Below are 20,983 nucleotides of genomic sequence, written 5' to 3' on the forward strand. Positions count from 1 at the left end.
GACAACGGCCTGTTAATGTGTTGCGGCGGCGGCCTTGGCGGACAATTTAGGCCGCCGCCGCAACATCGCTAATGATTGCCCCTTCGGGGCCGGGCGCCGGAGGCGCCCTAATGGGCGAAATCCGCGGCATAATCCCCGTGGATCCGCTCCATGGGCGGATTAAAATACCCAAAGCGCAACGCCGGGAACTCCTCCCGGATGAGCTCCAGGAGCTGCCCCATGCCCATGCATTCACCGGTGTCGACCACGCCCAGCTTACCCAGATACCAGTCGGGGTCGATGTTGAAGTTGCGCCACTGGATCATGCACAGGTCTGTGTCGATGATCAGGCGTCGCAGCGCTTCGTATTCCGCCACGCTGTCGGTCATCCCGGGGAAAACAAAATAATTGATCGACGTCCACCCGCCAAAGCCGCGGACGATCTTTAGGCTTTCGACGATGTCTTCGAACGTATAGTTGTTGGGCCGGTAGTAGGGTAGGTAGACCTCGGGCCGGGCGGAGTTGGTGCTGACGCGGATGCTGTTCAGACCGGCTTCGCAGAGCGCCCGTACGGCGTCGGGTTTGGAGCCGTTGGTGTTGATGTTGATGCTTCCTTTGGAAGTATGCCGGCGGATCTCCCGGATGGCGTCCCGGATGGTTTCCCACATCAGCAGGGGTTCGCCTTCGCAACCCTGGCCAAAGCTGACGATGGGGTAGGGTGCGGTTTCCAGGTGGGGGACGGTGTATTCGACGATCTCCTCGGCGCTGGGTTTGAAGGTGAGCCTGTCCTGGGTGGACGGGATGGTCTCCGTTTCGGGTTGGAAGGAGATGCATCCCACGCAGTTGGCGTTACAGGCGGGGGAGGACGGGATGGGGCATTCCCAGCGGCCCATGAAATAATTCCGGGCGGCGGGACAATGGTACGTCAGGGCGCAGTTTTCCGCGAGGTGGCGAACCAGCCGGTTGTGGGGATAGGCGGCCAGGAGGGTGTCCACCCCGGTTTCGACACGCGTCTGGTCGAAACCGGCGCATTCCTGGCGGATGTCGCTTTCGATCCGGACGGCGGGGACATAAAAGACACCGTCCGACCAACCCGCGGCGGTATAACAAAACAGGGGAAGCGTGGGGGCTTCCGGAAGGGTTTCGTAAGCTGCCAGGAACAGGCCTGTATGGGCGGGCGGGATAAAGGCGGCGACCGCCCAGCCTTTTTCGCAAAGCCGCATATCTCCGGTGTCGACGTCTATGCCGATGCCCCTCCGGCCGGGCAGTTCGTACAGCGAACCTCCGTCGGGCAAGGGTATCCAGTCTTCCGGGGGCACCGGGTAGGCGTCCCAGCCACTCCTCCCTACGGTATACAGGGAGGTATCTTCGAATATATTGCCCTTCCCGTCGGAATACAACAGGTAGGGGGACGTGGTCAGTGACATCTCAGGAGGGGGTGTTTTGTTTCAACATGGAAGAGCAAAATTCGTTTATTTCCACGATTTCTGCGTCCAGGAGTAACTGGGTGACTTCAAATTGCATGTAGCGGTTGCCCGGCAGAAGGATGGTAAAAAAATCGGGTCTCAGGGCCACCCCTTCGATCTGGTTCCAGGTGATGACGCGCGGGTTACCGGGCCGGGGTATGCCGATGCCTTTGTCGGTGATGCTGACGTAGATGGGCTCGAACAGGGCGCGCTCCGTCCAGGCCATCAGGGCGAAGGCCAGGGACCAGCACAACAGGATGACGGCGTGTAAGTAGGGTCCCCCGTGCAAAAAAACGAACAACGCCAGCAACACGAAAAGACCCGATTCGAGCCAGCGCATGCTGCGGCTGGCGGCGGCGAAGTCCTTTTCGTGAGGGAAGATACGCTTCCCCGCCAGGGCAAAAACGGCAATCCACAGCCCCATCAGGATGACCGCCGACCAGTAGGTGATGCTGTCGGAGCGTATCCCACGGAGCAGGGATGCGCTGTAAAAAACAAAGACACAACCTGCAAAAAAGTGCAGTGGTCCCAGGGTTCTTTTCCGACGCTCCACGTCCGGTAACATCACGGCTATCCTGTAGGCTTGCATAGTTCTAAGTGTTTGAACGGATCAGCAGATAACAGAGCTTTAGCAACTGGCGGGCCCCCACATTGGCGTCCCAATCGTTGGGGCCGGCGCCCACTTCCACCAGGTCGAACCCGATCAGGGTCCGGCCGCTGTCCAATATCCTTTGACAAAGGTAATGGACCTGGGCCGTCTCCAAACCACCCGGCACAGGTGTTCCGGTATGAGGGCACAGCTTAGGGTCCAGGCCGTCTATGTCAAAACTTATGTACACCTTGGAGGGGAGCCGGGAAACGATGTCCCCGGCCAGGTTTTTCCAGGTTTCCCCTTCCCACTGCCGGCGGGAAAGGTCTGCGTCAGGAAAAGCGACCACACGCCCCCCGCTTTCGCGGATATAGGTCCATTCGTCCTGGCCAAAGTCTCGTACACCCACCTGCACCAGGCGCTCCACGGCGGGAATCTCTTCCAGTATGTTGCGCATGATCGAGGCATGGGAATGGGTGAACCGGGTGTACGCCTTCCGCAGGTCGCAGTGCGCGTCGATCTGCAGGATGCCAAAACCCTGGTGGCGTTCGCCCAGCGCTTTTACAAAACCGAAAATGGTGCTGTGGTCGCCGCCCAGGATACCCACCAGCTTCCCCTGGTGAAGAAGGGCCGACGTTTGCTGGTAGACCCATTGGTTCAGGAAAGCGCTGCCTTCGTTGACTTCTTTGAGCGTTTTCGACATAAAGGCGTTCGCTTCCACGGCTTCGCCTTCGGCGATGTAGCGAAGAAAAAGTTCCGCCTCTTTGTGGAGATAGTCGCTCCTGAGGAGGATCTTTTTGTCTAAGGGCCGCATGTACACCCCCTCTTTCCAGGCGTCCGGAGCAGAGGGATCAAACAGGTCGACCTGGAGGGCGGCCTGGAAAATATGATCTGCTGCCCGGGCGGTTCCCGCGTGGTAGCTGACGGTCACCTCCCAGGGTACGGGAAGGATCACCAGGCGGGCGTCTTCCTCGGAAAAAGGGAGGCCGAAGATGTTCCCCTTTGGGTTGCTGATGCCGTCCGGGTCAAAACGGGAAAGATCTGCCATGAAGGTGCAAAATAATAAAAGCCGATAGGTTTTTGGCCTAACTTTGCTGCTCATGAAGAAAGTCCACATCATCCTGCTCATCGTCATCGCCGCCGCCATCGGGGTTTTGATCAGCATGACGGGAGACCTGTCCACCTACGATACCCTGGCCTCGGCCCGCCAGAAACAGGGCAAGTTTGTCCACGTCATCGCCAAGCTGGACCGGACCCAACCCATCGTTTACGACGCGTTGAAAGATCCTAACTATTTGAGCTTCTTTGTGGTAGACTCCCTGGGTGACCGGACGCAAGTCATCTACCACGAACCCAAACCCGCCGACCTGGAATCCAGCGACCGGCTGGTGATCAAGGGACGGATGAATGGCCAGGTTTTCGACTGCAAGGATATCCTCCTGAAGTGTCCTTCCAAATACAAGGACGACAAGCACCAGGTGCAGCAACAACTCAACGCAAAATTATAGAGGGGGCCCTCCATGCAATTCATCGGTGAACACCTGCTGCCCGGCGAGCTGGGGCATTTTTTTGCGATCCTGAGCTTTGCCGCCTCGCTGGTGGCGATGATCGCGTATATACAGTCCACCCGGACCGAAAATCCCGAAGAGAAAAACAGTTGGCGGCGTCTCGCGAGGGCGGCCTTTATCACCGACATCGTCGCGGTGTTTGTGGTGATCGGCACCTTGTACTTTCTGATCTCCAGCCACTATTACGAATACTTTTACGTGTGGAGCCACTCCTCCAACGAAATGCAACGCCGCTTCCTGCTCGCAGGTTTCTGGGAAAGTTCGGAAGGGAGCTTCCTGCTCTGGACCTTTTGGAACTGTGTCCTGGGCCTGGTCCTGATGCGGATGTCGGGCAAATGGGAAGCGCCGGTGATGTCGGTGTTGAGTTTTGCCCAGCTTTGTCTGGCGTCCATGATCGTAGGGATCTATTTCTCTTCCGCAAAATTTGGCACCAACCCCTTTATCCTGATGCGGCAGTTCGAGGCGGGCGCGCCCATTTTCTCGGACCCGCATTACCTGCAAAGCCCGGTGATGCAGGACGGACGGGGGCTCAACCCCTTGCTCCAGAACTACTGGATGGTGATCCACCCGCCCGTGCTTTTCCTTGGTTTTGCGTCGACCATCGTCCCCTTTGCGTATGCGATCGCCGCCCTTTGGCAGCGGGAATACAAGGAATGGATCAAACCGGCCCTTCCCTGGGCATTGTTCAGCGCCGCCGTTTTAGGGACGGGGATCATGATGGGCGCCGCCTGGGCGTACGAGTCCCTCACCTTTGGCGGTTTCTGGGCCTGGGACCCGGTGGAAAACGCGTCCATGGTGCCCTGGCTGGTCATGATCTGCGGGATCCACACCCTGCTCGCGTATAAGTCTACCGGGCATTCGGGGAGGATCACCTTTGCCTTTTTCATCCTGGCTTTCCTGCTCATCCTGTATTCGACCTTCCTTACCCGGAGCGGCATTTTAGGAGACACCTCGGTGCATTCCTTTACGGACCTGGGGATGAATACACAGCTCGCATTGTTCCTTTTTGTTTTTGTCATCCCCTCCCTCCTGCTCTTTATCGTACGTTATAAAGACATTCCCTCGATCAAGGCCGAAGAGGCGGTCGATTCCAGGGAGTTCTGGATGTTTGTCGGGGCGCTGATCCTTTTTTTGTCAGCAGTCTACGTGATCGCGTTTACATCGATCCCGGTGTACGACAAACTCTTTAATAAAAAGACCGCCCCGCCCGAAGACGTGCTCTATGCCTACAACAAGGTGATGATCCTGGTGTTGATCGTGATCGCACTCCTCACCGGGATCACCCAATACCTCAAGTATAAGAAAACGGCCACGGGCTTCCGGAAACTCCTCCTGCCGTCCGTGATTGCGCTGGCGGTCGCCGCCCTCGTCTTAGGTTTCGGACACTTCGACTACCTGAAATACGGACAAGGTTACCTGATCGCCATCTATGTGGCGGTGGCCTCCGCCGTTTTTGCGGTTGTCGCCAACCTGTCCTATATCTGGGTGGCGTATAAGGGCAAGCTCAAAAATGCGGGCGCCTCCGTGGCCCACATCGGTTTTGGGCTGATGTTGTTGGGCATCCTCATTTCCACCTCCAAAAAAACGGTCATTTCCCAGAATACATCGGGGATCGTGATCCCCGGTTTGACGGACGCCAAGGGCAAACCCGAAGACCCCACCGAAAACCTGACCCTGGTCAAAAACCTGGACTTCCGCCTGGCCAACTACCGCGTAACCTATACCGGGGACTCGGCGGGTGGCCCCAAGGATGCCAAAGTGTACTACCGGTTGCATTTTACCAGCCCCAACGAAGACTTTGCCATTTACCCCGACGCGTTTATCAACCCCAAGGGACAGGAAGGTATCCTGGCCAACCCGGCTTCCAAACACTACCTCGACCGGGACGTGTTTGTGTACCTGACCTCGCTGCCCAACCGCTCCAGCACCGACGACACGTCGACCTTCCGGGACCATGCGCTCAAACCGGGGGATACTCTTTTCTATAGCAAAGGTCTGATGATCCTGAACCGGATCGTCCACGGCACCGACGGCCGGGAAGGGATTGACGCCGGTCTGGGGGATTCCGTCTTTACCGCGGATATTACGGTCCACGCCATGGACAGCAGCCTGTACCGGGCAAGACCGGTGCTTGTCGTCCAAAACGGCCGGCTGGCGTATTACCCCGATACCGTCATGTCTCAAAGCCTGATCCTGCGTTTCGCGGGCGCCACGGCCAAAGGGATCACGCTGGGTACGCGGGAGTCCGCGTCCGTCATGGACTTCGTCACCATCAAGGCGTACGTCTTCCCGTACATCAACCTCTTGTGGCTAGGAACGATGGTGATGGCGGCCGGTCTCGTGATGAGCGTGGTGCGCCGGGTGAGGCGCGGGTAAGAGGGCTTTCTCCAACGAGTCCACCCGGTACCGGAGCGTTGCTTCCACCGTTGAATCGCAATCCATTTGCACATCCTGAAGGATGACCTCCATTTTGCGCTGGTGGATCAGCCAGGCGTCGAGTTTTTGCTCCATGGTAGCGCGCGGGCGGCAGCCGGCGGCGCCAATGGCGGTGGCCCCGCTAACGGCGACGGCGAGGATGAGCATGAGCGTGCGCGGCCAGCGAGTCGTGGCGCCGCTGTTCCAGCGAGTCGCGGATATGGCGCTCAAAGGCCACCGAATCGGCAGTAAGCGAGTCCAGCACATGATGCTTTTGTAAAATGGAGTCTTCAAGGACCTTCCACCGGGCCGCCAGCGTGCTGTCGCAGGTATGGCCGATCCGGGCGTAGGCGCTGTCGATTTTGCGCTCATAGAGGGAATCCAGCTTGTTTTCATAACGTATCTCTTCCCGGTTGCTGCCGGTGTCCTGGTTGCATCCGTTAAATAACAAAAAATTAAGAAATATCGCGCCGGCGAACGGGGTTACTTTTAGCATTTTATAAGATCAATAGTAGGTACGGTTTTGCTATATTTACATTCGCTCCATGGAGTCCAGTCAAAAATACAGCATCCTTTCCAACCTTTGTACCCGTGGGTTGTTGGCCGTCGCCCTGTTGACCGGTTTGCTACCCTTGGTCACCCGGGCGCAAAGCGGCGAAGTCGTTCCCAAGGCGGCTCCCGGGGCTCCTATTGCGATGCCCGGTGCGCCTGTCCAGTTGGGCAAAAACGACACCATCATGACGGGCGCGATCCTGTACGAAGGCGATACCATCCCTTACCGTGTCTTAGCCGATATCTATATTTTCGGGGGAACCCCCGCCCAGTACGCCCGGATGATGGAGCGTTGGAACCGTCTGCGAAACGCAGTTTATGTCACCTATCCCTATGCCGTGGCCGCCGGGCGGGTGATCAACGACATCAACGCCCACCTCGCCTTTATGTCCGACGAGAAGGAGCGCAAGGCATATATCAAGTCCAGGGAAAAAGAACTGAGAGGGCAGTTCACCAACCAGTTGGAGCAGATGTCGGTCTACCAGGGCAGGATCCTGATGAAGCTGATCAACCGCCAGACCGGTAACAACTGTTACGAAATCATTAAAGAATACAAGGGCGGGTTCAACGCCCGCGTCTATCAAACCGTTGCCTTTTTCTTCGGCAGCAGCCTCAAACAACCTTACGACGCTTCCGGCGAGGACCAGCCCATAGAGACGGTGGTCCAGGAGATCAACCGCATGTACTCGCGCCGCTAGGCGCCGCCGCCCGTCTTCCCCCGCGCGCGAAAAATCGCTATCTTTGCGGCCTTCAAACCGCACTATGCAACTAGACATTTTGGCGATCGGCGTGCACCCGGATGACGTGGAGCTCTGCGCTTCGGGCACGCTCATGATGGAGAAACTCCGGGGCAAAAAGGTCGGGGTCGTTGACCTCACCCGGGGCGAGCTCGGGACAAGGGGCACGGCGGAACTGCGGCTGAAAGAAGCAGCCCGGGCGGCGGCTATCCTCGACCTGGATGTGCGGGAAAACCTCGGGATGGCGGACGGCTTTTTCAAGATCGACGAAGAGCACCAGCGCAAGGTGATCCGCGCGCTGCGGAAGTACCGCCCGGAGATCGTCCTCACCAACCCTCTGGAGGACAGGCACCCGGACCACGGGCGGGCGGGGAAGCTCGTCGCCGAGTCCTGTTTCCTGAGCGGGTTGAGAAAAGTGGAGACCCTGGACGACGAGGGGAAACCCCAGGCGCACTGGCGGCCCAAATACGTTTTTCATTTTGTCCAGGACCGGTACTACACCCCTTCTTTTGTATACGACATCAGCCCGGTGATGGAACGGAAAATAGAGGCCATCAAGGCGTATTCGTCCCAATTCTTTTCCACAGAATATAAAGAAGACGAGCCGCAGACGTATATTTCGACACCGGAGTTCCTCAACGCGATCATCGGGCGGTTGCAGATGTATGGCAAAATGATTGGCGTACCGTATGCGGAAGGATTTATTTCGGAAAAGATGCTCGGTGTGGCGAGCATGGATGCTTTCGTCCGCCGGGACACGTAACGATTTTTCGCACAAAAGCGCATCAATTGGATATGGCAAAAGTAAACGTAGGCCTGGTGCAGATGAGCTGCACCGCCGACAAGGCTGAAAATCTGAAAAAAGCGGAAGATAAGATCCGCGAGGCCGCCCGGAAGGGGGCGCAGATCGTCTGTCTGCAGGAGCTGTTCACGTCGCTCTATTTCTGTGATGTGGAGGACTACGAGAACTTCAAGCTCGCCGAACCGATTCCCGGGCCTTCGACCGATGCATTGAGCAAAGTCGCCGCGGAAGAAGGCGTCGTGGTCATCGCTTCCCTTTTCGAAGCACGCGCCAAAGGGATCTACCACAACACCACCGCGGTCATCGACGCGGACGGGACGTACCTGGGCAAATACCGGAAGATGCACATCCCGGATGATCCGGCGTACTACGAGAAATTCTACTTCACACCGGGCGACCTGGGGTATAAAGTCTGGAAAACGAAGTTCGGCACCCTTGGCGTGTTGATCTGCTGGGACCAGTGGTACCCGGAAGCCGCGCGGATCACGTCGCTCATGGGCGCAGAGATCCTTTTCTATCCCACGGCCATCGGCTGGGCGACCTCCCAGGACGAGGCGACCAACATAGAGCAATACAACGCCTGGCAAACGATCCAGCGCGGCCACGCCGTGGCCAACGGGGTGCACGTGGTGGGCGTCAACCGGGTTGGCTTCGAACAGGACGGGGCCATGAAATTCTGGGGCGGTTCTTTCGTTTCCAATCCGTTCGGGACCCTGCTCTACAAGGCTTCCCATGACGAAGAGGAAGTGGCCGTCGTCCTCATCGACACCGAGGCCACCGACAAATACCGCACGCACTGGCCCTTTATGCGGGACCGGCGCATCGATTCCTACGAACCCATTCTCAAACGTTATATAGACTAGTATGGGCATCATCCAGTTCAAACCGAAGGTTCCCGCAGAGGACATGTTTAGCAAGGCGATGGACGACCTTGCGCGCGAAGGCGCCAACGTAACGGCCCCCGCCGACCCTCTGTCGCAATTGGCCCCGGCCCCCGTCAGCATGACCCCGGGTCAGGCGGTGGCCACCACGGCCGCACCGGGATCCACGCCCCGCGAGCAAGGCTACTTTTTCCCCGCCGAATTTGCCCCCCACCGCGCCACTTGGTTGAGCTGGCCGCATAAGGAAGCCTCCTGGCCGGGCAAGATCGAGGCCATCTATCCGCGATACGCGGAATTCGTCCGCACGCTGGCACTGGGCGAGGAAGTCTGCATCAACGTCAACGATGACGTCATGAAGGCCGCTGCCACGAACTGGCTTCTCAAAGCGGGCGCGGATGTGAATCGCATACATTTTTACCTCCACCCCACCAACGACGCCTGGTGCCGCGACCACGGCCCTGCGTTCCTGTTGAACCGCGACCCCGCCAAAGGGAAGGCCATCCTGGACTGGGGCTACAACGCCTGGGGTGGTAAATACCCTCCCTTCGACTTAGACGACAACATCCCCACGCTTGTGGGCCAGGCCCTGGGTCTTCCGGTCTTTTACCCCGGGATCGTCATGGAAGGCGGCTCCGTGGAATTCAACGGCGCCGGGACGGTGCTCACCTCCACCTGTTGTCTGCTCAACCCCAACCGTAATCCGAACCTGGATCAAGCCACCATCGAACGCTTTTTGTGCGACTTCTACGGCATGGAACAGGTGCTTTGGGTCTCCGAAGGGATCGTGGGCGACGACACCGACGGGCACATCGACGATACCGTCCGCTTTGTCAACGAAGACACGGTGCTGACCGTCGTGGAATCCAACAAAAACGACGAGAACTACGCGTTGCTTCAGACCAACCTCCGCGAACTGAAGGCCATGCGCCTGGCGAACGGGAAACCCCTCAACATCGTCGAGCTGCCGATGCCGGCGCCGGTCGTGTACGAGGACCAGCGGTTGCCGGCGTCTTATGCCAACTTCTATATCGCCAATAAACACGTCATCGTCCCGACGTACCGCTGCGCGGCGGATGACCGGGCTTTGAGGATTATCCAGGAATGTTTCCCGTCCCGCGAGGTCGTAGGGATCGATTCCACCGACATTATCTGGGGGCTCGGGAGCTTTCATTGTTTGAGTCAGCAAGAACCGGCGTAAAAAACTAACAGTTGTCAGTGTATTTCCCTATTTTAGCGTCTCAACCAATTACTGCGACGCTATATGCTATTCCAACTCTCAGAAGAACATTTGATGATCCGGAAAGCCGCCAGGGATTTTGCCCAACAGGAATGTTTGCCGGGCGTTATCGAACGGGACGAAAAAGCACAATTTCCAAAGGAACAGATAAAAAAGCTCGGTGAGCTGGGCTTTATGGGAATGATGGTCGACCCGGCGTACGGTGGATCGGGTATGGATACCATCAGCTATGTCCTGGCCATGGAAGAGATCTCCAAGGTGGAGGCCAGCGTCAGCGTCTGCATGTCCGTCAACAATAGCCTGGTGTGTTGGGGGCTCGAAAAATATGGGACCGAAGCCCAGAAACAAAAATACCTGGTCCCCCTGGCCAAGGGGGAGGTCATCGGCGCCTTTTTGCTGAGTGAGCCCGAGGCGGGGAGCGACGCGACGTCCCAGCGCACCGTTGCCGAAGACAAGGGGGACCACTATTTGGTGAGCGGCACCAAGAACTGGATCACCAACGGCGCCAGCGCTTCTATCTATCTCGTCATGGCCCAGACGCATGCCTCAAAGGGCAGCCATGGGATCAACGCCCTGATCATAGAAAGGGATACCCCCGGGGTCACCGTGGGGGCCAAGGAAAATAAAATGGGCATCCGCGCCAGCGATACCTGCTCCATCCTTTTTACCGACGTCCGGGTGCCGAAAGAAAACCGGATCGGGGACGACGGATTTGGTTTTTCTTTTGCCATGAAAACCCTGGCGGGGGGACGCATCGGGATCGCGAGCCAGGCCCTCGGCATCGCGAGTGGCGCGTATGAACGTGCGCTGGCGTATGCCAAGGAACGCAAGGCCTTTGGCACCGAAATCATGAACCACCAGGCCATCGCCTTCAAGCTGGCCGATATGGCCACGCGCATCGAGGCGTCCCGGCTGCTCATCTTTAAAGCCGCCTGGGAAAAGGACCAGGGGCTCGATTATACCGCCAGCAGCTCGATGGCCAAGGTCTATGCGTCGGAGACGGCGATGTGGGTGACCACGGAGGCCGTACAGGTCCACGGCGGCTACGGTTATGTCAAAGAGTATCACGTCGAACGCATGATGAGGGACGCGAAAATCACCCAGATCTACGAGGGTACGAGCGAAGTCCAAAGGATTGTCATCAGCCGGTCGATTCTGAAATAAGGATTCCTCTTTGCGGTCTCAATTTTATTACTTAGGTTTAGGTTCCTATCTCTCACTATTAGCCTACGACCTGAATTGTTCTGTGCAAGCCTTATGGTAATGACCTATCCGGTCTGGTGAATTGTGCGCCCGCAAGTCCCGGACCGGTGGTGAATTTTTAATGTAAAAAACATTCCCATGATGGATGAACTTACGATGAAGGATTCGCTGGAAAAGGTGGAAACGGGCACGCTGATCTTCTGGGACCCGGTCATCCAAAGAGCCCTGACCGAACAGTCCGCACTTCAATGGATCTGTTCCGCGAAACCGGTTTTTGGTCGTATCTATGACCTTTGCATCATTGCAAAGGTGGCGGAAGGATGGTACCTCTCCGACCGGCCGCAAACACCTGGTGCTTTCGCTTACCCGGTAAACATCCGCTTCGCCCTGGACCCCGAGCTGCTGTTTGACCGCGAAGTCGAGGCGCTCACCCCCCTCCAACGCCAGCGGGGCAAGGAAAGCCCTTACGTATCGTTCCGCAAAAAGCTTCATTTTATCCAGCGCCTCGAAGTACCGATGGACAAGGCCCGGCTCACGGGCAGCATCGTGTACGAGGTGTTCAAGAACGAGGTCAAGCAGCCTACGGCGTATACGCGCTTCAGTATACCGTTGAAGGAGTAACTTCGCGCCATGATACAAATGGACGCGTTCCGGGCGCTGCGCGCGGAGCTACCCGCCGGTGTCACGCTGGTGGCGGTTTCCAAGACAAAACCCGTGGAGGATATCCAGGCCTTGTATGACCTGGGCCAAAGGGATTTTGGGGAAAACTATGTGCAGGAACTCCTCGAAAAACAACCCCTCCTGCCGGGGGACATCCGCTGGCACTTTATTGGCCACCTGCAATCCAACAAGGTCAAGTACATCGCCCCTTTCGTGTACCTTATCCACGGGGTGGACAGCCTTTCACTGCTAAAGGAGATCCACAAACAAGGGGCGAAACACGATCGGGTGATCGACTGTTTGCTCCAGGTGCACATTGCCGCGGAGGAGACCAAGTTCGGCTTCGACCGGGACGAGCTCGCGCCCGCGCTGGACCACGCTTTTGCAAACGCGCGGCTCCGCGGCCTGATGGGGATGGCGTCCAACAGCCTCGACCGGATGCTCGTCCGGGAGGAGTTCCTGGGGCTGGCGGAGCTATACCGGCAGTATCGCCGCCCCGATTGGGACACGTTGTCCATGGGTATGAGCGCAGACTACGGGATCGCTGTCGAGTGTGGGTCCACCATGGTGCGGATCGGAAGCCTGCTGTTCGGCAGCCGTTAGCGCCGGTGTAACTTCGCATAGTCAAACACCAACTGGCAAAACGCCAATACGCCCACATCCAGCCGCGAATCATCGATATAGAACTTATCCGTATGGTGGGGCGCCGCCTTGGCCGGGTCCGCCCCCGCGGGTAGCCCCCCGAGGAAAAAGAACATCGCCGGCACTTTCTGTCCGTAAAATGAAAAGTCTTCCGCAAACATAAAACCCGCGGGTGCCAGGTGTACGTGGTCCGCACCCGCCGCTTTTTCGAGGGAGGGCAGCATCTGGTAGGTGAGGGAGGAGTCGTTGACGGTGACGAGGGTTTTGGTGTCGATGGCCACGTCGGCCTTGGCGCCGGAAGCGGCCGCGATGTCGGTGACCGTGCGTTGGAGCCGTTCGTGTACGTCTTGTTGCATCGCGGGGTCCAGGGTGCGGATCGTCCCGACGAGGTCGGCGGTTTCGGGGATGATGTTGAACCGGAGTCCGCTGTGGATGGAGCCCACGCTGATCACCACGGGTGCCTTGCTGATGTCTTCCTGCCGGCTGACGATGGTTTGGAGTCCTGTAATAATTTGCGCGGCCACGACGATGGGGTCTATGCTTTGCCATGGCTGGGAGCCGTGCGCAGACTTCCCGGTGATGTGGACGTTGAACTGGTCGGCGGACGCCATAAAGGAACCGGGTTTATAAACGATGTCCCCGATGGGGATGGCGGCCTGGATGTGGAGCCCGAAGATCACGTCAACCTTAGGGTTGTCTAGGGCGCCCTGGCTGATCATCCGCGCGGCGCCCCCCGGCATCCCTGCCGGGGCGCCTTCTTCACAGGGCTGGAAGATAAACACCACGGTCCCGGGCAGCTTGTCCCGCATATTGGCCAGGATGGTGGCGACACCCAGGAGCATGGCGGTATGGGCGTCGTGTCCGCAGGCGTGCATGACGCCCACAGTTTGTCCATTGTACTCCGCGCTGTCGTGGGAGGCGAAAGGGAGGTCTACTTTTTCCGTCACCGGCAGCGCGTCCATGTCGGCCCGAAGCGCGATGACGGGGCCCGGTTTTTTGCCCTGGAGAACGGCAACCACGCCATGACCGCCGACCTCGGTATGGATGTCCATCCCGAGTTGCTGGAGGTGGTCCACCACAAAGGAGGAGGTCTTGACCTCCTGGTCGGAAAGCTCCGGGTGTTGGTGGAGCGCCCGTCTCCATTCGATCACCTGGGGAAGAAGGTTGGTCGCCTGATCACGAAGGACCTTGGTCAGGTCCTGGGCGCCCGCGGCCAGGGGCAAGCAGGCAAGGAGGAGGAGCAGTGGTTTGAGGGACATAAGGTTAATCTTTTACAAAGACATAAGGATCGTATTCTACAAAGTCCGAGGCCTTGACGGTAACACTTTTGACCTTGCCCCCCTTGATGGTAAAGGGAGTGGGGAAAATGCCGTAGGCCGGGTTGGAATAGGTCATCAGGAATTTGTCTCCGCCCATGTAGTCCAGCGTCGCGCTCAGGTCCGGGTGGTGTTCGAAACGGACGAGCAGCCCCTTGCCCCGGACGGTGATCCGGATCTTTCCGTACAAGGCATTGGAATAGCTGCCTGCAAAGGCTTCCAGGGGAAGCGCCGGACGGGCGCCGGCCCGCACCTGGGCTTTCCAGTCGTCCAGTTCTTTGAGGCGCTTTGCCTTGTCGGTACGGGCGCCTTCGAGGAACTGGGCGCTCCGGTCGGTGTAGGGGACCCCTACATAAGCGTCCAGGATCTGGTAGCGCAAGGCTTCGAAAAAGCCCTGATCGTCGTTGTTGGTCAGGATGGCGATGGCCAGGTGTTCCTCCGGTACGAAACAGGTATTGGTCACGAACCCGAAGGCGCCCCCGGTATGCCAGAAAACCTGGCGTCCGTTGTAGTCCGCCGTCAGCACACCCAGGCCGTAGAGGGCGAAGTGCATCGGGAGGACGCTGCTTTTGACTGTGCGGACGATCGTGCCCCCCATCCGCGTTTTCCGGATTACGTCCCAGCTGAATACCTGCTGGCCCCCATAGCGGCCGCTGTCCAACTGCATCTGCAACCAATGCGACAGGTCGCTGATGCAACTGACGAGGCTGCCCGCGGGGCCGAGGTTGTCGATGTGGTCAAAGGGCAGGGCCACCGGGTCCCCGAAAAAACTGGTATAAGGATGGGCCATGTCGGGGTACGAAGCCGCGCCCTCGGTGGAGGTGTGCGTATGGGTCATCCCGAGCTTGTCCAGAAAGCGTTGTTGTATGAAGTCCTCCCAGCGTTCGCCGGTCACCTTGGGGATGAGCTCCCCCGCGGTGAGGAAACAGGAGTTACAGTACCCATAGTCCTGGCGGAACTGTCCCGGCGGTTGCAGCAGCCGCATTTTGGCGATAATGGCCTCCCGGCTCAGGTTGGAATTCCAAAACGAAAAGTCCCCCTGGAACGTCTTGGTCCCGAGGTGGTGGGACAACAGGTCGCGTACGTCCAGGAGCCGGGTGGCAGTAGTGTCATAGAGCCGGAAACCCGGCATATATTTGGTCACAGGGTCGGTCAGCGATAGCTTCTTTTCTTCGTCGAGCGCTGCGATGGCGGTGCCGGTAAATAGCTTGGTATTGGAGGCGATAAAGAAAAGGGTGTGCTCGTCCACGGGCTCGTCCTTCCCCAGTTCGCGGGTGCCGTATCCCTTCATGACGACGGGTTGCCCGTCCTTGAGGATAAGGACGGCCATACCGGGTATCTGCCAGTCCTGCATGCCCCTGTGTATATACGCGTCCAGGCTGTCGCTGATAAAAGCAGGGGTCTGTGCGCGGGCGCACAGGGGCGCTGCCAGCAGCACGGCATAAAGTGAGCGTCGGAGCATAAGCAGTGTTTTGAGTTGCGGCGGCGCCGCAGGCGCCATAGGGTAAATATATACAAATCGACCGGCTAGACAAAGGCGCTCGACCCGGTGATCGATCTGCCCACGATCAGGGTATTGATCTCCTTGGTCCCCTCATAGCTGTAAATTGCCTCGGCGTCCGCTACGAAACGCGCCACGTCGTACTGGAGCAGGATCCCGTTGCCCCCCATGACCTCCCGGGCCCGGCTGACGATGTCCCGGGTGCGCAGGGTGCAGAAAACCTTGGCTAAGGAGGCGTGTTCGTCGGTGAGCTTACCCTCGTCCTGGAGCTGGGACAACCGGAAGACCATGGTTTGCATGGCCGTCAGGTTGGAGAGCATTTCCACGAGGTGGTTTTGGATGAGTTGGAAGGACGCGATGGGCCGGCCGAACTGTTTGCGCTGGCGTGTATAGGCCAGGGCGCTTTCGTAGGCGCCCCGGGCGCAGCCCACCGCTTCCCACGCGACCCCGGCCCGGGTCATGCGCAAGACTTTGGCGGTGTCCTTAAAAGTGTTGGCGTTTTGCAGCCGGTCCGACTCCTGTACCACACAGCTGCGCAGGGTGATCAGACCGTTCTGCACGATGCGCAGCGCCATTTTGTCCTCGATTTTTTCGACATCCAGCCCGGGGGTATCCTTTCTCAGGAGGAACCCCTTGACCTGTCCGTCGTCGAGGTCTTTGGCCCAGATAATGATGACGTCGGCAAAGGTGGCGTTGCCGATCCACTTCTTTTGCCCGTTTAAGACCCATCCGTCGCCTTGTCTTTTGGCAGTGGTCGTGAGCCCGCCTGCGGCGCCGGAGCCGACCTCGGGTTCCGTAAGGCCAAAGGCGCCGATGGTTTGGAGCTTTTGCATCCGGGGGAGCCACTCCTGCTTCTGGGCTTCGGACCCCAGCAGGTAGATCGACCCCATCGCCAGCCCGCTTTGCACCCCGAAAAAGGTCGCGATGCTGGCGTCTACCCTGGCCATTTCCATCGCCAGGATGCCCTCCATGAGGAAGGGCAGGTGCGGGCAGCCGTACCCTTCATAGGTGACCCCGCAGACGTTCAGCTCCGCCAGGCGGGGGATGATCTCGAAGGGGAATTCGCCTTTTAGCCAGTACCGGTTGACAAGGGGCTTGACCTCGTTTTCCATAAATGTCCGCACCTTGAGCTGGAGGGCGCGCTGGTCGTCCGTCAGCGTATGGCCCAGGTGGTAAAAGTCGCCCTCGATAGGAGGGAGCTCCCTGGGTTTGTGGTCTCCACCTCCCACCATTTTCATCAACTGATGAAGCTGTTTTTCATCCATATCTTTGAATAGATGATATGCTTGTCTGAGTTTAGAAAAAATAGATGCCATAAAAGGCAATCTACCATTTTTAAACCGAAACCCCTACATTTGCATTAGTCCACCAAATTTATAGACTATGCCACTACATTTCGACACCCTGCAAGTCCACGCAGGGCAGGAACCCGACACCGCCACCAACGCCCGGGCGGTGCCGATCTACCAGACGACTTCCTATGTTTTCAACAGTTCCGAACACGCGGCTAACTTGTTCGGACTCCGGGAGTTCGGGAATATCTATACCCGGATCATGAACCCGACGTCCGACGTGTTCGAAAAGCGGATCGCGGCGTTGGAAGGCGGCGTAGGGGCCGTTGCCGTCGGGTCGGGCCAGGCGGCCCAGCACCTGGCGCTGCACAACATCCTGTTACCCGGTGACAATTTTGTCGCTTCTTCCCACTTGTACGGGGGCACGTATAACCAATTCAAGGTGTCCTTTAAGCGCATCGGGGTGGAGGTGCGTTTCGCCGACGTCGATGACGTTGAAAGCTTCGAAAGCCGGATAGACGAAAAGACCAAGGCCGTCTACCTGGAAACCATCGGCAACCCCGGGTTCAGCATACCCGACTTCGAAAAATTTGCCGCCCTTGCCCGGAAGTACGACCTGCCCCTGGTGGTGGACAATACCTTTGGTACCGCGGGTTATCTTTTCCGTCCCTTCGACCACGGCGCGAACGTCGTCGTCGAGTCGGCCACCAAATGGATCGGCGGACACGGCAACAGCATCGGGGGTGTGATCGTGGACGGTGGCAACTACAACTGGGGCAACGGCAAGTTCAGCCAGTTCACTTCCCCGGACGAGGCGTACCACGGGTTGAAGTTTTGGGAAGTGTTTGGCTCGGACAGCCCCTTTGGGAACATCGCGTACATTACCCGGCTTCGCGTAACCGGGCTGAGGACCTGGGGACCCTCGCTGAGTCCGTTCAATTCTTTCCTTTTCCTACAGGGGTTGGAGACGCTCTCCTTGCGGGTCGATCGTACGGTCCAAAACGCCCAGGCACTGGCGGAGTGGCTGGAAAAGCGTCCGGAAGTGTCTTCTGTCAATTATCCGGGGCTGCCCTCCAGCAAATACCACACCCTGGCCAAAAAGTACCTGCCCAGGGGCGCCGGGGGCGTCCTGTCCTTTACGGTCAAAGGGGGGAAAGAGGCGGGGGACGCGTTTGTCGATGCGTTAAAGCTCGTCAGCCACCTGGCCAATGTAGGGGATGCCAAAACATTGATCATCCATCCTTATACGACCACCCACGAGCAATTGTCGGAGCAAGAGAAGGAAGCCGCCGGTGTACAGCCGGGTTTGCTCAGGATTTCCCTCGGCATCGAGCACATCGACGACCTGAAAGCGGACCTCGAACATGCCTTCAAGAAGATCAGTGCATCAATTTCTTCGCTTCAATATTGAGGCCTTCGATAACGATCTGCTGGAGGGTGGCGTTTTCGGGGCCGGACAGGTATTCCGCGATGGCCCTGGCCAGGTCCCGGCCCCCTGCTTCGCCGTTGAGGAAGCTGCTGATCTGGTTGATGACGTAGATATTTTGCTCCTTCAGGTTCTGCACGGCCTCCCAGGCTTTGGGGGCTACGTAGATCTGCTGGCTGACGTTGTATTCGTATTCACGTTTGATGGCGTCTACCAGGAGGGCCTGGTACTCTTTGGCGCTAAGACCGTCGGTGGGTTGGTTCCCGATCAGGCTGCGCAGACCGATGCGCTCGGCGAGAATGACAAGGCGCTCGTACGCCTGGAGTTGCAGGGGCAGGGTGGACGGACCTGGGTTTTTCGCTTCCGCGGGTTTGTTTTTCGGCCGGAAAAGAAAATAGGCCATGCCCCCCAGGAAAACGACGGCGATCGCGATGATCACGGAATTGTCAACGTACATAAAACAGGCTAAGGGTATTTAAGTTGTCAGCAAAAATAGGGATTTGCATCCGTCAGGGATGCACCACCCGTACCTCTGTCCGCCTGTTTGCCTGGTGTTGTGTTTCCGCACAGGGGACGCCGTCGCTGCAACCGTTGACCAGCCTGGTTTCCCCGTAGCCCTGGGCGGTTACCCGCCGGGGGTCGATGCCGTGGGCAACGAGGTAGTTTTTAGCCGACACCGCCCTTTTTTGGGACAGGGCAAGGTTGTAGTCCCCGCTTCCCCGGGAATCCGTATGTGAGGACAACTCGATGGTTACCCCGGGGTATTCTTTGAGGTAGTCCACCAGCCCGTCGAGCACCCGGGCCGCGTCGGGCCGTATGTTCGCCTTGTCAAAGTCGTAGTAGAGGTTCCTCAGGACAAAGATGTCGCCGATGGCGGGGTTCTTTTGCAGGAGGATGCGGATGTGGAGGGTGTCCTGGGGGAACGCCGCCGTCGCCACGGCCCCGGCCTCGCCGGTTGCCGCCGTCGCCGCCCCGGTTTTTGCCGTGACCGCGCGCCCCGCATATCCTTGCCCGGAGGCGCTGTCGACATACGCCGCGTCCGGCTCCACGGGCTGGCTGGCCTCGCCGTTGTCCCCGGTGATGGTCGTATACTGCCGGTCCTTCGACGGCTGGCGAACGACCACGACGGCCCCGGGCACCGGCTTACCGGTGAAGCTATCCAACACGCGCGTGTGCAGGATGAGCTTGCCGGCCACACTTTGGGGCACGGCCCTGTACGTAAACGTATAGATGTCGTCGCTGCCCTTCCCGCCAGGCCGGTCAGAAGAAAGAAAACCCCTGCGGAGGGAACGGGTCGTCAGGTAAAAGTCGTTTGAAGGGGTATTGATGGGATAACGTAGGTTGCGTACTGGGGCCCAGTCGGCGCGCGTCCCGGTGGCCGCAAAGATGTCAAAGCCCCCCATCCCCACGTGGCCCTTGCTGGCGAAATAAAAGGTGCCGTCGACACCAAACGTCGGGAAGGCTTCCTCGTCGGCAGTGTTGATGGACGGGCCGCAGTTGACCGGCGCGGTCCAGGAGCCGTCGTCGCGGCGCTCGATAAACCAGATATCGGTTTTCCCGAACCCACCGGGCATGTCGCTGGTGAAATACAAGACCCGGCCGTCCCGGGAAAGGACCGCGTGCCCGTTGGAGTACAGCTCGGTATTGTTGGCGGTCAGGGAGTGCGCGGCACCCCAGTGTCCGCTGCTGTCGCGGACGATCCAGAAAATTTCCAGGCGGCGCAATGCCCAGGAAATGGAGCGCCTTCCCATGGTGACGCGGAGGGTGTCCCCGGTCTTTGTCAGGTCTTCGGGATTGGCCACCGTAAAATAGGCGGTATCGCCCTTCGACGAAAACGACACGGGACCGTCGTGGTAGGAATAGGTGTTCATCTGGTCCGCAAACCCGCGGATGTTCTCCAGCCCATGATCGGTGCTGTCGGCGATATAGATCTTGTGGTAAGCCGTTTGCAACCGCGCGCTGTCGGACACAAAAACGACGGAGTGTTCCCCATACCATTGGGCACCCCAGTCGGAATTGACGGTGTTGACGGCGGCCAGGTTGGTGACCATACAGGACACCGGGGAGGCCATCCACAACACGGCGGAGTCGCACCCGGCGATCTTTTCCACGACCAGGTCCTTCAGGCTGTCGGGTACCTGGCGAAAGGCCGCTTTTGCCTCGGGGTAGCGGCCCATGCTTTTCAGCACTTCACCATACCCGATCCAGGCGCCGGCATTGCCGGGCTGGTGACGGGTGATCTTGTCGTACAGCGCCGCCGACCTGGCCAGTTCGTTCTGACGGTAATAACACTCCGCGAGCCGCGTTTCTGCGTTCGCTGGAATACGATGGAAGGTGAGGACCCGTTCGTATAAATGGGCGGCCCGGGCATATTCCTGGCGGGTAAAAGCCACTTCGGCGAGCATGACTGTAGGATACCGCTCCTGTGCAATGGAGGGAAGGTAACTAATCAGCGCCAGGGTGAGCAATGAGACTGGACCAGGAATACGCCGGTGCACGCGCCTCCGGACGTTGTCAGGTAACAGAAGTAAGCAATACATGGCGATATTGGATAATACCGGAACGAAATTAAGATCGTTAACCAATCGAGGGTGTTACGGGCTTGTTAAGTGCGGCAGCGGCCGCGCCGCAATGGCCGGCGGCCCGCTGTGGGCGCGGCCCTCGCCAAAACGAAAGGGCCGCCCTGGTAGAGGCGGCCCTTCGATTATACGTTGGCG

The 20,983-nt window shown here is 58.5% G+C and carries 20 protein-coding genes; 10 read left to right on the forward strand and 10 right to left on the reverse strand.

Going from position 1 to position 20,983, the window contains the following annotated elements:
- Nucleotides 1-107 precede the first annotated feature (107 nt).
- Genes EDB95_RS10650 through EDB95_RS10660 form a run of 3 tightly spaced genes read right to left on the reverse strand, consistent with a single transcriptional unit; the run spans nt 108 to nt 3,082 of the window.
- The gene (locus EDB95_RS10650; RefSeq protein ID WP_133993414.1) at nt 108-1,406 is read right to left on the reverse strand and encodes a radical SAM protein; all 1,299 of its coding nucleotides are present in this window, start codon (nt 1,404-1,406) and stop codon (nt 108-110) included.
- Nucleotide 1,407: 1 nt separating this feature from the next.
- On the reverse strand, nt 1,408-2,034 hold the full coding sequence (locus EDB95_RS10655; RefSeq protein WP_133993416.1) for a hypothetical protein: 627 nt from the start codon (nt 2,032-2,034) through the stop codon (nt 1,408-1,410).
- 4 nt (nt 2,035-2,038) lie between these two features.
- Nucleotides 2,039-3,082 (reverse strand): agmatinase family protein, encoded by a 1,044-nt coding sequence (locus tag EDB95_RS10660; RefSeq protein WP_133993418.1) that lies wholly within the window; start codon nt 3,080-3,082, stop codon nt 2,039-2,041.
- Nucleotides 3,083-3,134: 52 nt separating this feature from the next.
- On the opposite strand from EDB95_RS10660, the gene EDB95_RS10665 reads away from it, so the two are divergent.
- Nucleotides 3,135-3,542, forward strand: coding sequence for a cytochrome c maturation protein CcmE domain-containing protein (locus EDB95_RS10665; RefSeq protein WP_133993420.1), 408 nt, complete (start codon nt 3,135-3,137; stop codon nt 3,540-3,542).
- Between the two features lie 12 nt (nt 3,543-3,554).
- Nucleotides 3,555-5,978, forward strand: coding sequence for a cytochrome c biogenesis protein CcsA (gene ccsA / locus EDB95_RS10670; protein ID WP_133993422.1), 2,424 nt, complete (start codon nt 3,555-3,557; stop codon nt 5,976-5,978).
- Here ccsA and EDB95_RS10675 read toward each other — a convergent pair.
- Nucleotides 5,913-6,185: a hypothetical protein gene (locus tag EDB95_RS10675; protein WP_133993424.1), complete on the reverse strand. Its 273-nt coding sequence runs from the start codon at nt 6,183-6,185 to the stop codon at nt 5,913-5,915. The genes ccsA and EDB95_RS10675 overlap by 66 nt on opposite strands.
- On the reverse strand, nt 6,160-6,513 hold the full coding sequence (locus EDB95_RS10680) for a hypothetical protein (protein WP_133993425.1): 354 nt from the start codon (nt 6,511-6,513) through the stop codon (nt 6,160-6,162). The genes EDB95_RS10675 and EDB95_RS10680 overlap by 26 nt, the downstream gene beginning before the upstream one ends.
- Nucleotides 6,514-6,562: 49 nt before the next feature.
- Between EDB95_RS10680 and EDB95_RS10685 the strand changes: the two genes are divergently transcribed.
- The 7 genes from EDB95_RS10685 to EDB95_RS10715 all read left to right on the forward strand — a co-directional run bounded on the left by EDB95_RS10685 (nt 6,563) and on the right by EDB95_RS10715 (nt 12,692).
- The gene (locus EDB95_RS10685) at nt 6,563-7,267 is read left to right on the forward strand and encodes a DUF4294 domain-containing protein (protein ID WP_246073597.1); all 705 of its coding nucleotides are present in this window, start codon (nt 6,563-6,565) and stop codon (nt 7,265-7,267) included.
- 64 nt (nt 7,268-7,331) lie between these two features.
- A complete protein-coding gene (gene bshB1, locus EDB95_RS10690; protein WP_133993427.1) occupies nt 7,332-8,069 on the forward strand; it encodes a bacillithiol biosynthesis deacetylase BshB1 in 738 nt (245 codons plus the stop codon).
- Between the two features lie 32 nt (nt 8,070-8,101).
- The gene (locus EDB95_RS10695) at nt 8,102-8,971 is read left to right on the forward strand and encodes a carbon-nitrogen hydrolase (protein WP_133993429.1); all 870 of its coding nucleotides are present in this window, start codon (nt 8,102-8,104) and stop codon (nt 8,969-8,971) included.
- A 1-nt stretch (nt 8,972) separates the two neighbouring features.
- A complete protein-coding gene (locus tag EDB95_RS10700; protein ID WP_246073599.1) occupies nt 8,973-10,187 on the forward strand; it encodes an agmatine deiminase family protein in 1,215 nt (404 codons plus the stop codon).
- A gap of 63 nt (nt 10,188-10,250) precedes the next feature.
- The gene (locus tag EDB95_RS10705; RefSeq protein WP_133993431.1) at nt 10,251-11,390 is read left to right on the forward strand and encodes an acyl-CoA dehydrogenase; all 1,140 of its coding nucleotides are present in this window, start codon (nt 10,251-10,253) and stop codon (nt 11,388-11,390) included.
- A gap of 177 nt (nt 11,391-11,567) precedes the next feature.
- Nucleotides 11,568-12,050: a hypothetical protein gene (locus EDB95_RS10710; RefSeq protein ID WP_133993433.1), complete on the forward strand. Its 483-nt coding sequence runs from the start codon at nt 11,568-11,570 to the stop codon at nt 12,048-12,050.
- A 9-nt stretch (nt 12,051-12,059) separates the two neighbouring features.
- Nucleotides 12,060-12,692 (forward strand): YggS family pyridoxal phosphate-dependent enzyme, encoded by a 633-nt coding sequence (locus EDB95_RS10715; protein WP_133993435.1) that lies wholly within the window; start codon nt 12,060-12,062, stop codon nt 12,690-12,692.
- Here EDB95_RS10715 and EDB95_RS10720 read toward each other — a convergent pair.
- The 3 genes from EDB95_RS10720 to EDB95_RS10730 all read right to left on the reverse strand — a co-directional run bounded on the left by EDB95_RS10720 (nt 12,689) and on the right by EDB95_RS10730 (nt 16,813).
- Nucleotides 12,689-13,990, reverse strand: a complete 1,302-nt coding sequence (locus EDB95_RS10720; RefSeq protein WP_133993437.1) for an amidohydrolase — start codon at nt 13,988-13,990, stop codon at nt 12,689-12,691. The two genes, EDB95_RS10715 and EDB95_RS10720, sit on opposite strands and share 4 nt — an antisense overlap.
- A gap of 4 nt (nt 13,991-13,994) precedes the next feature.
- Complete coding sequence (locus EDB95_RS10725) at nt 13,995-15,509, reverse strand: serine hydrolase (RefSeq protein ID WP_133993439.1); 1,515 nt, start codon at nt 15,507-15,509, stop codon at nt 13,995-13,997.
- Between the two features lie 65 nt (nt 15,510-15,574).
- Entirely contained in the window at nt 15,575-16,813 is a 1,239-nt protein-coding gene (locus EDB95_RS10730) for an acyl-CoA dehydrogenase family protein (RefSeq protein WP_246073601.1), read from the reverse strand.
- Between the two features lie 118 nt (nt 16,814-16,931).
- Here EDB95_RS10730 and EDB95_RS10735 point away from each other — a divergent pair, with 118 nt between their 5' ends.
- Nucleotides 16,932-18,251 carry an O-acetylhomoserine aminocarboxypropyltransferase/cysteine synthase family protein gene (locus EDB95_RS10735; protein ID WP_133993443.1) on the forward strand — a complete coding sequence of 440 codons (1,320 nt, stop codon included), beginning with the start codon at nt 16,932-16,934 and terminating at the stop codon, nt 18,249-18,251.
- Here EDB95_RS10735 and EDB95_RS10740 read toward each other — a convergent pair.
- On the reverse strand, nt 18,220-18,723 hold the full coding sequence (locus EDB95_RS10740) for a DUF7935 family protein (RefSeq protein WP_133993445.1): 504 nt from the start codon (nt 18,721-18,723) through the stop codon (nt 18,220-18,222). The two genes, EDB95_RS10735 and EDB95_RS10740, sit on opposite strands and share 32 nt — an antisense overlap.
- Nucleotides 18,724-18,775: 52 nt before the next feature.
- The gene (locus tag EDB95_RS10745) at nt 18,776-20,806 is read right to left on the reverse strand and encodes an OmpA family protein (RefSeq protein ID WP_133993447.1); all 2,031 of its coding nucleotides are present in this window, start codon (nt 20,804-20,806) and stop codon (nt 18,776-18,778) included.
- Nucleotides 20,807-20,983 lie beyond the last annotated feature (177 nt).

This window comes from Dinghuibacter silviterrae, from assembly GCF_004366355.1.
GTDB lineage: Bacteria > Bacteroidota > Bacteroidia > Chitinophagales > Chitinophagaceae > Dinghuibacter > Dinghuibacter silviterrae.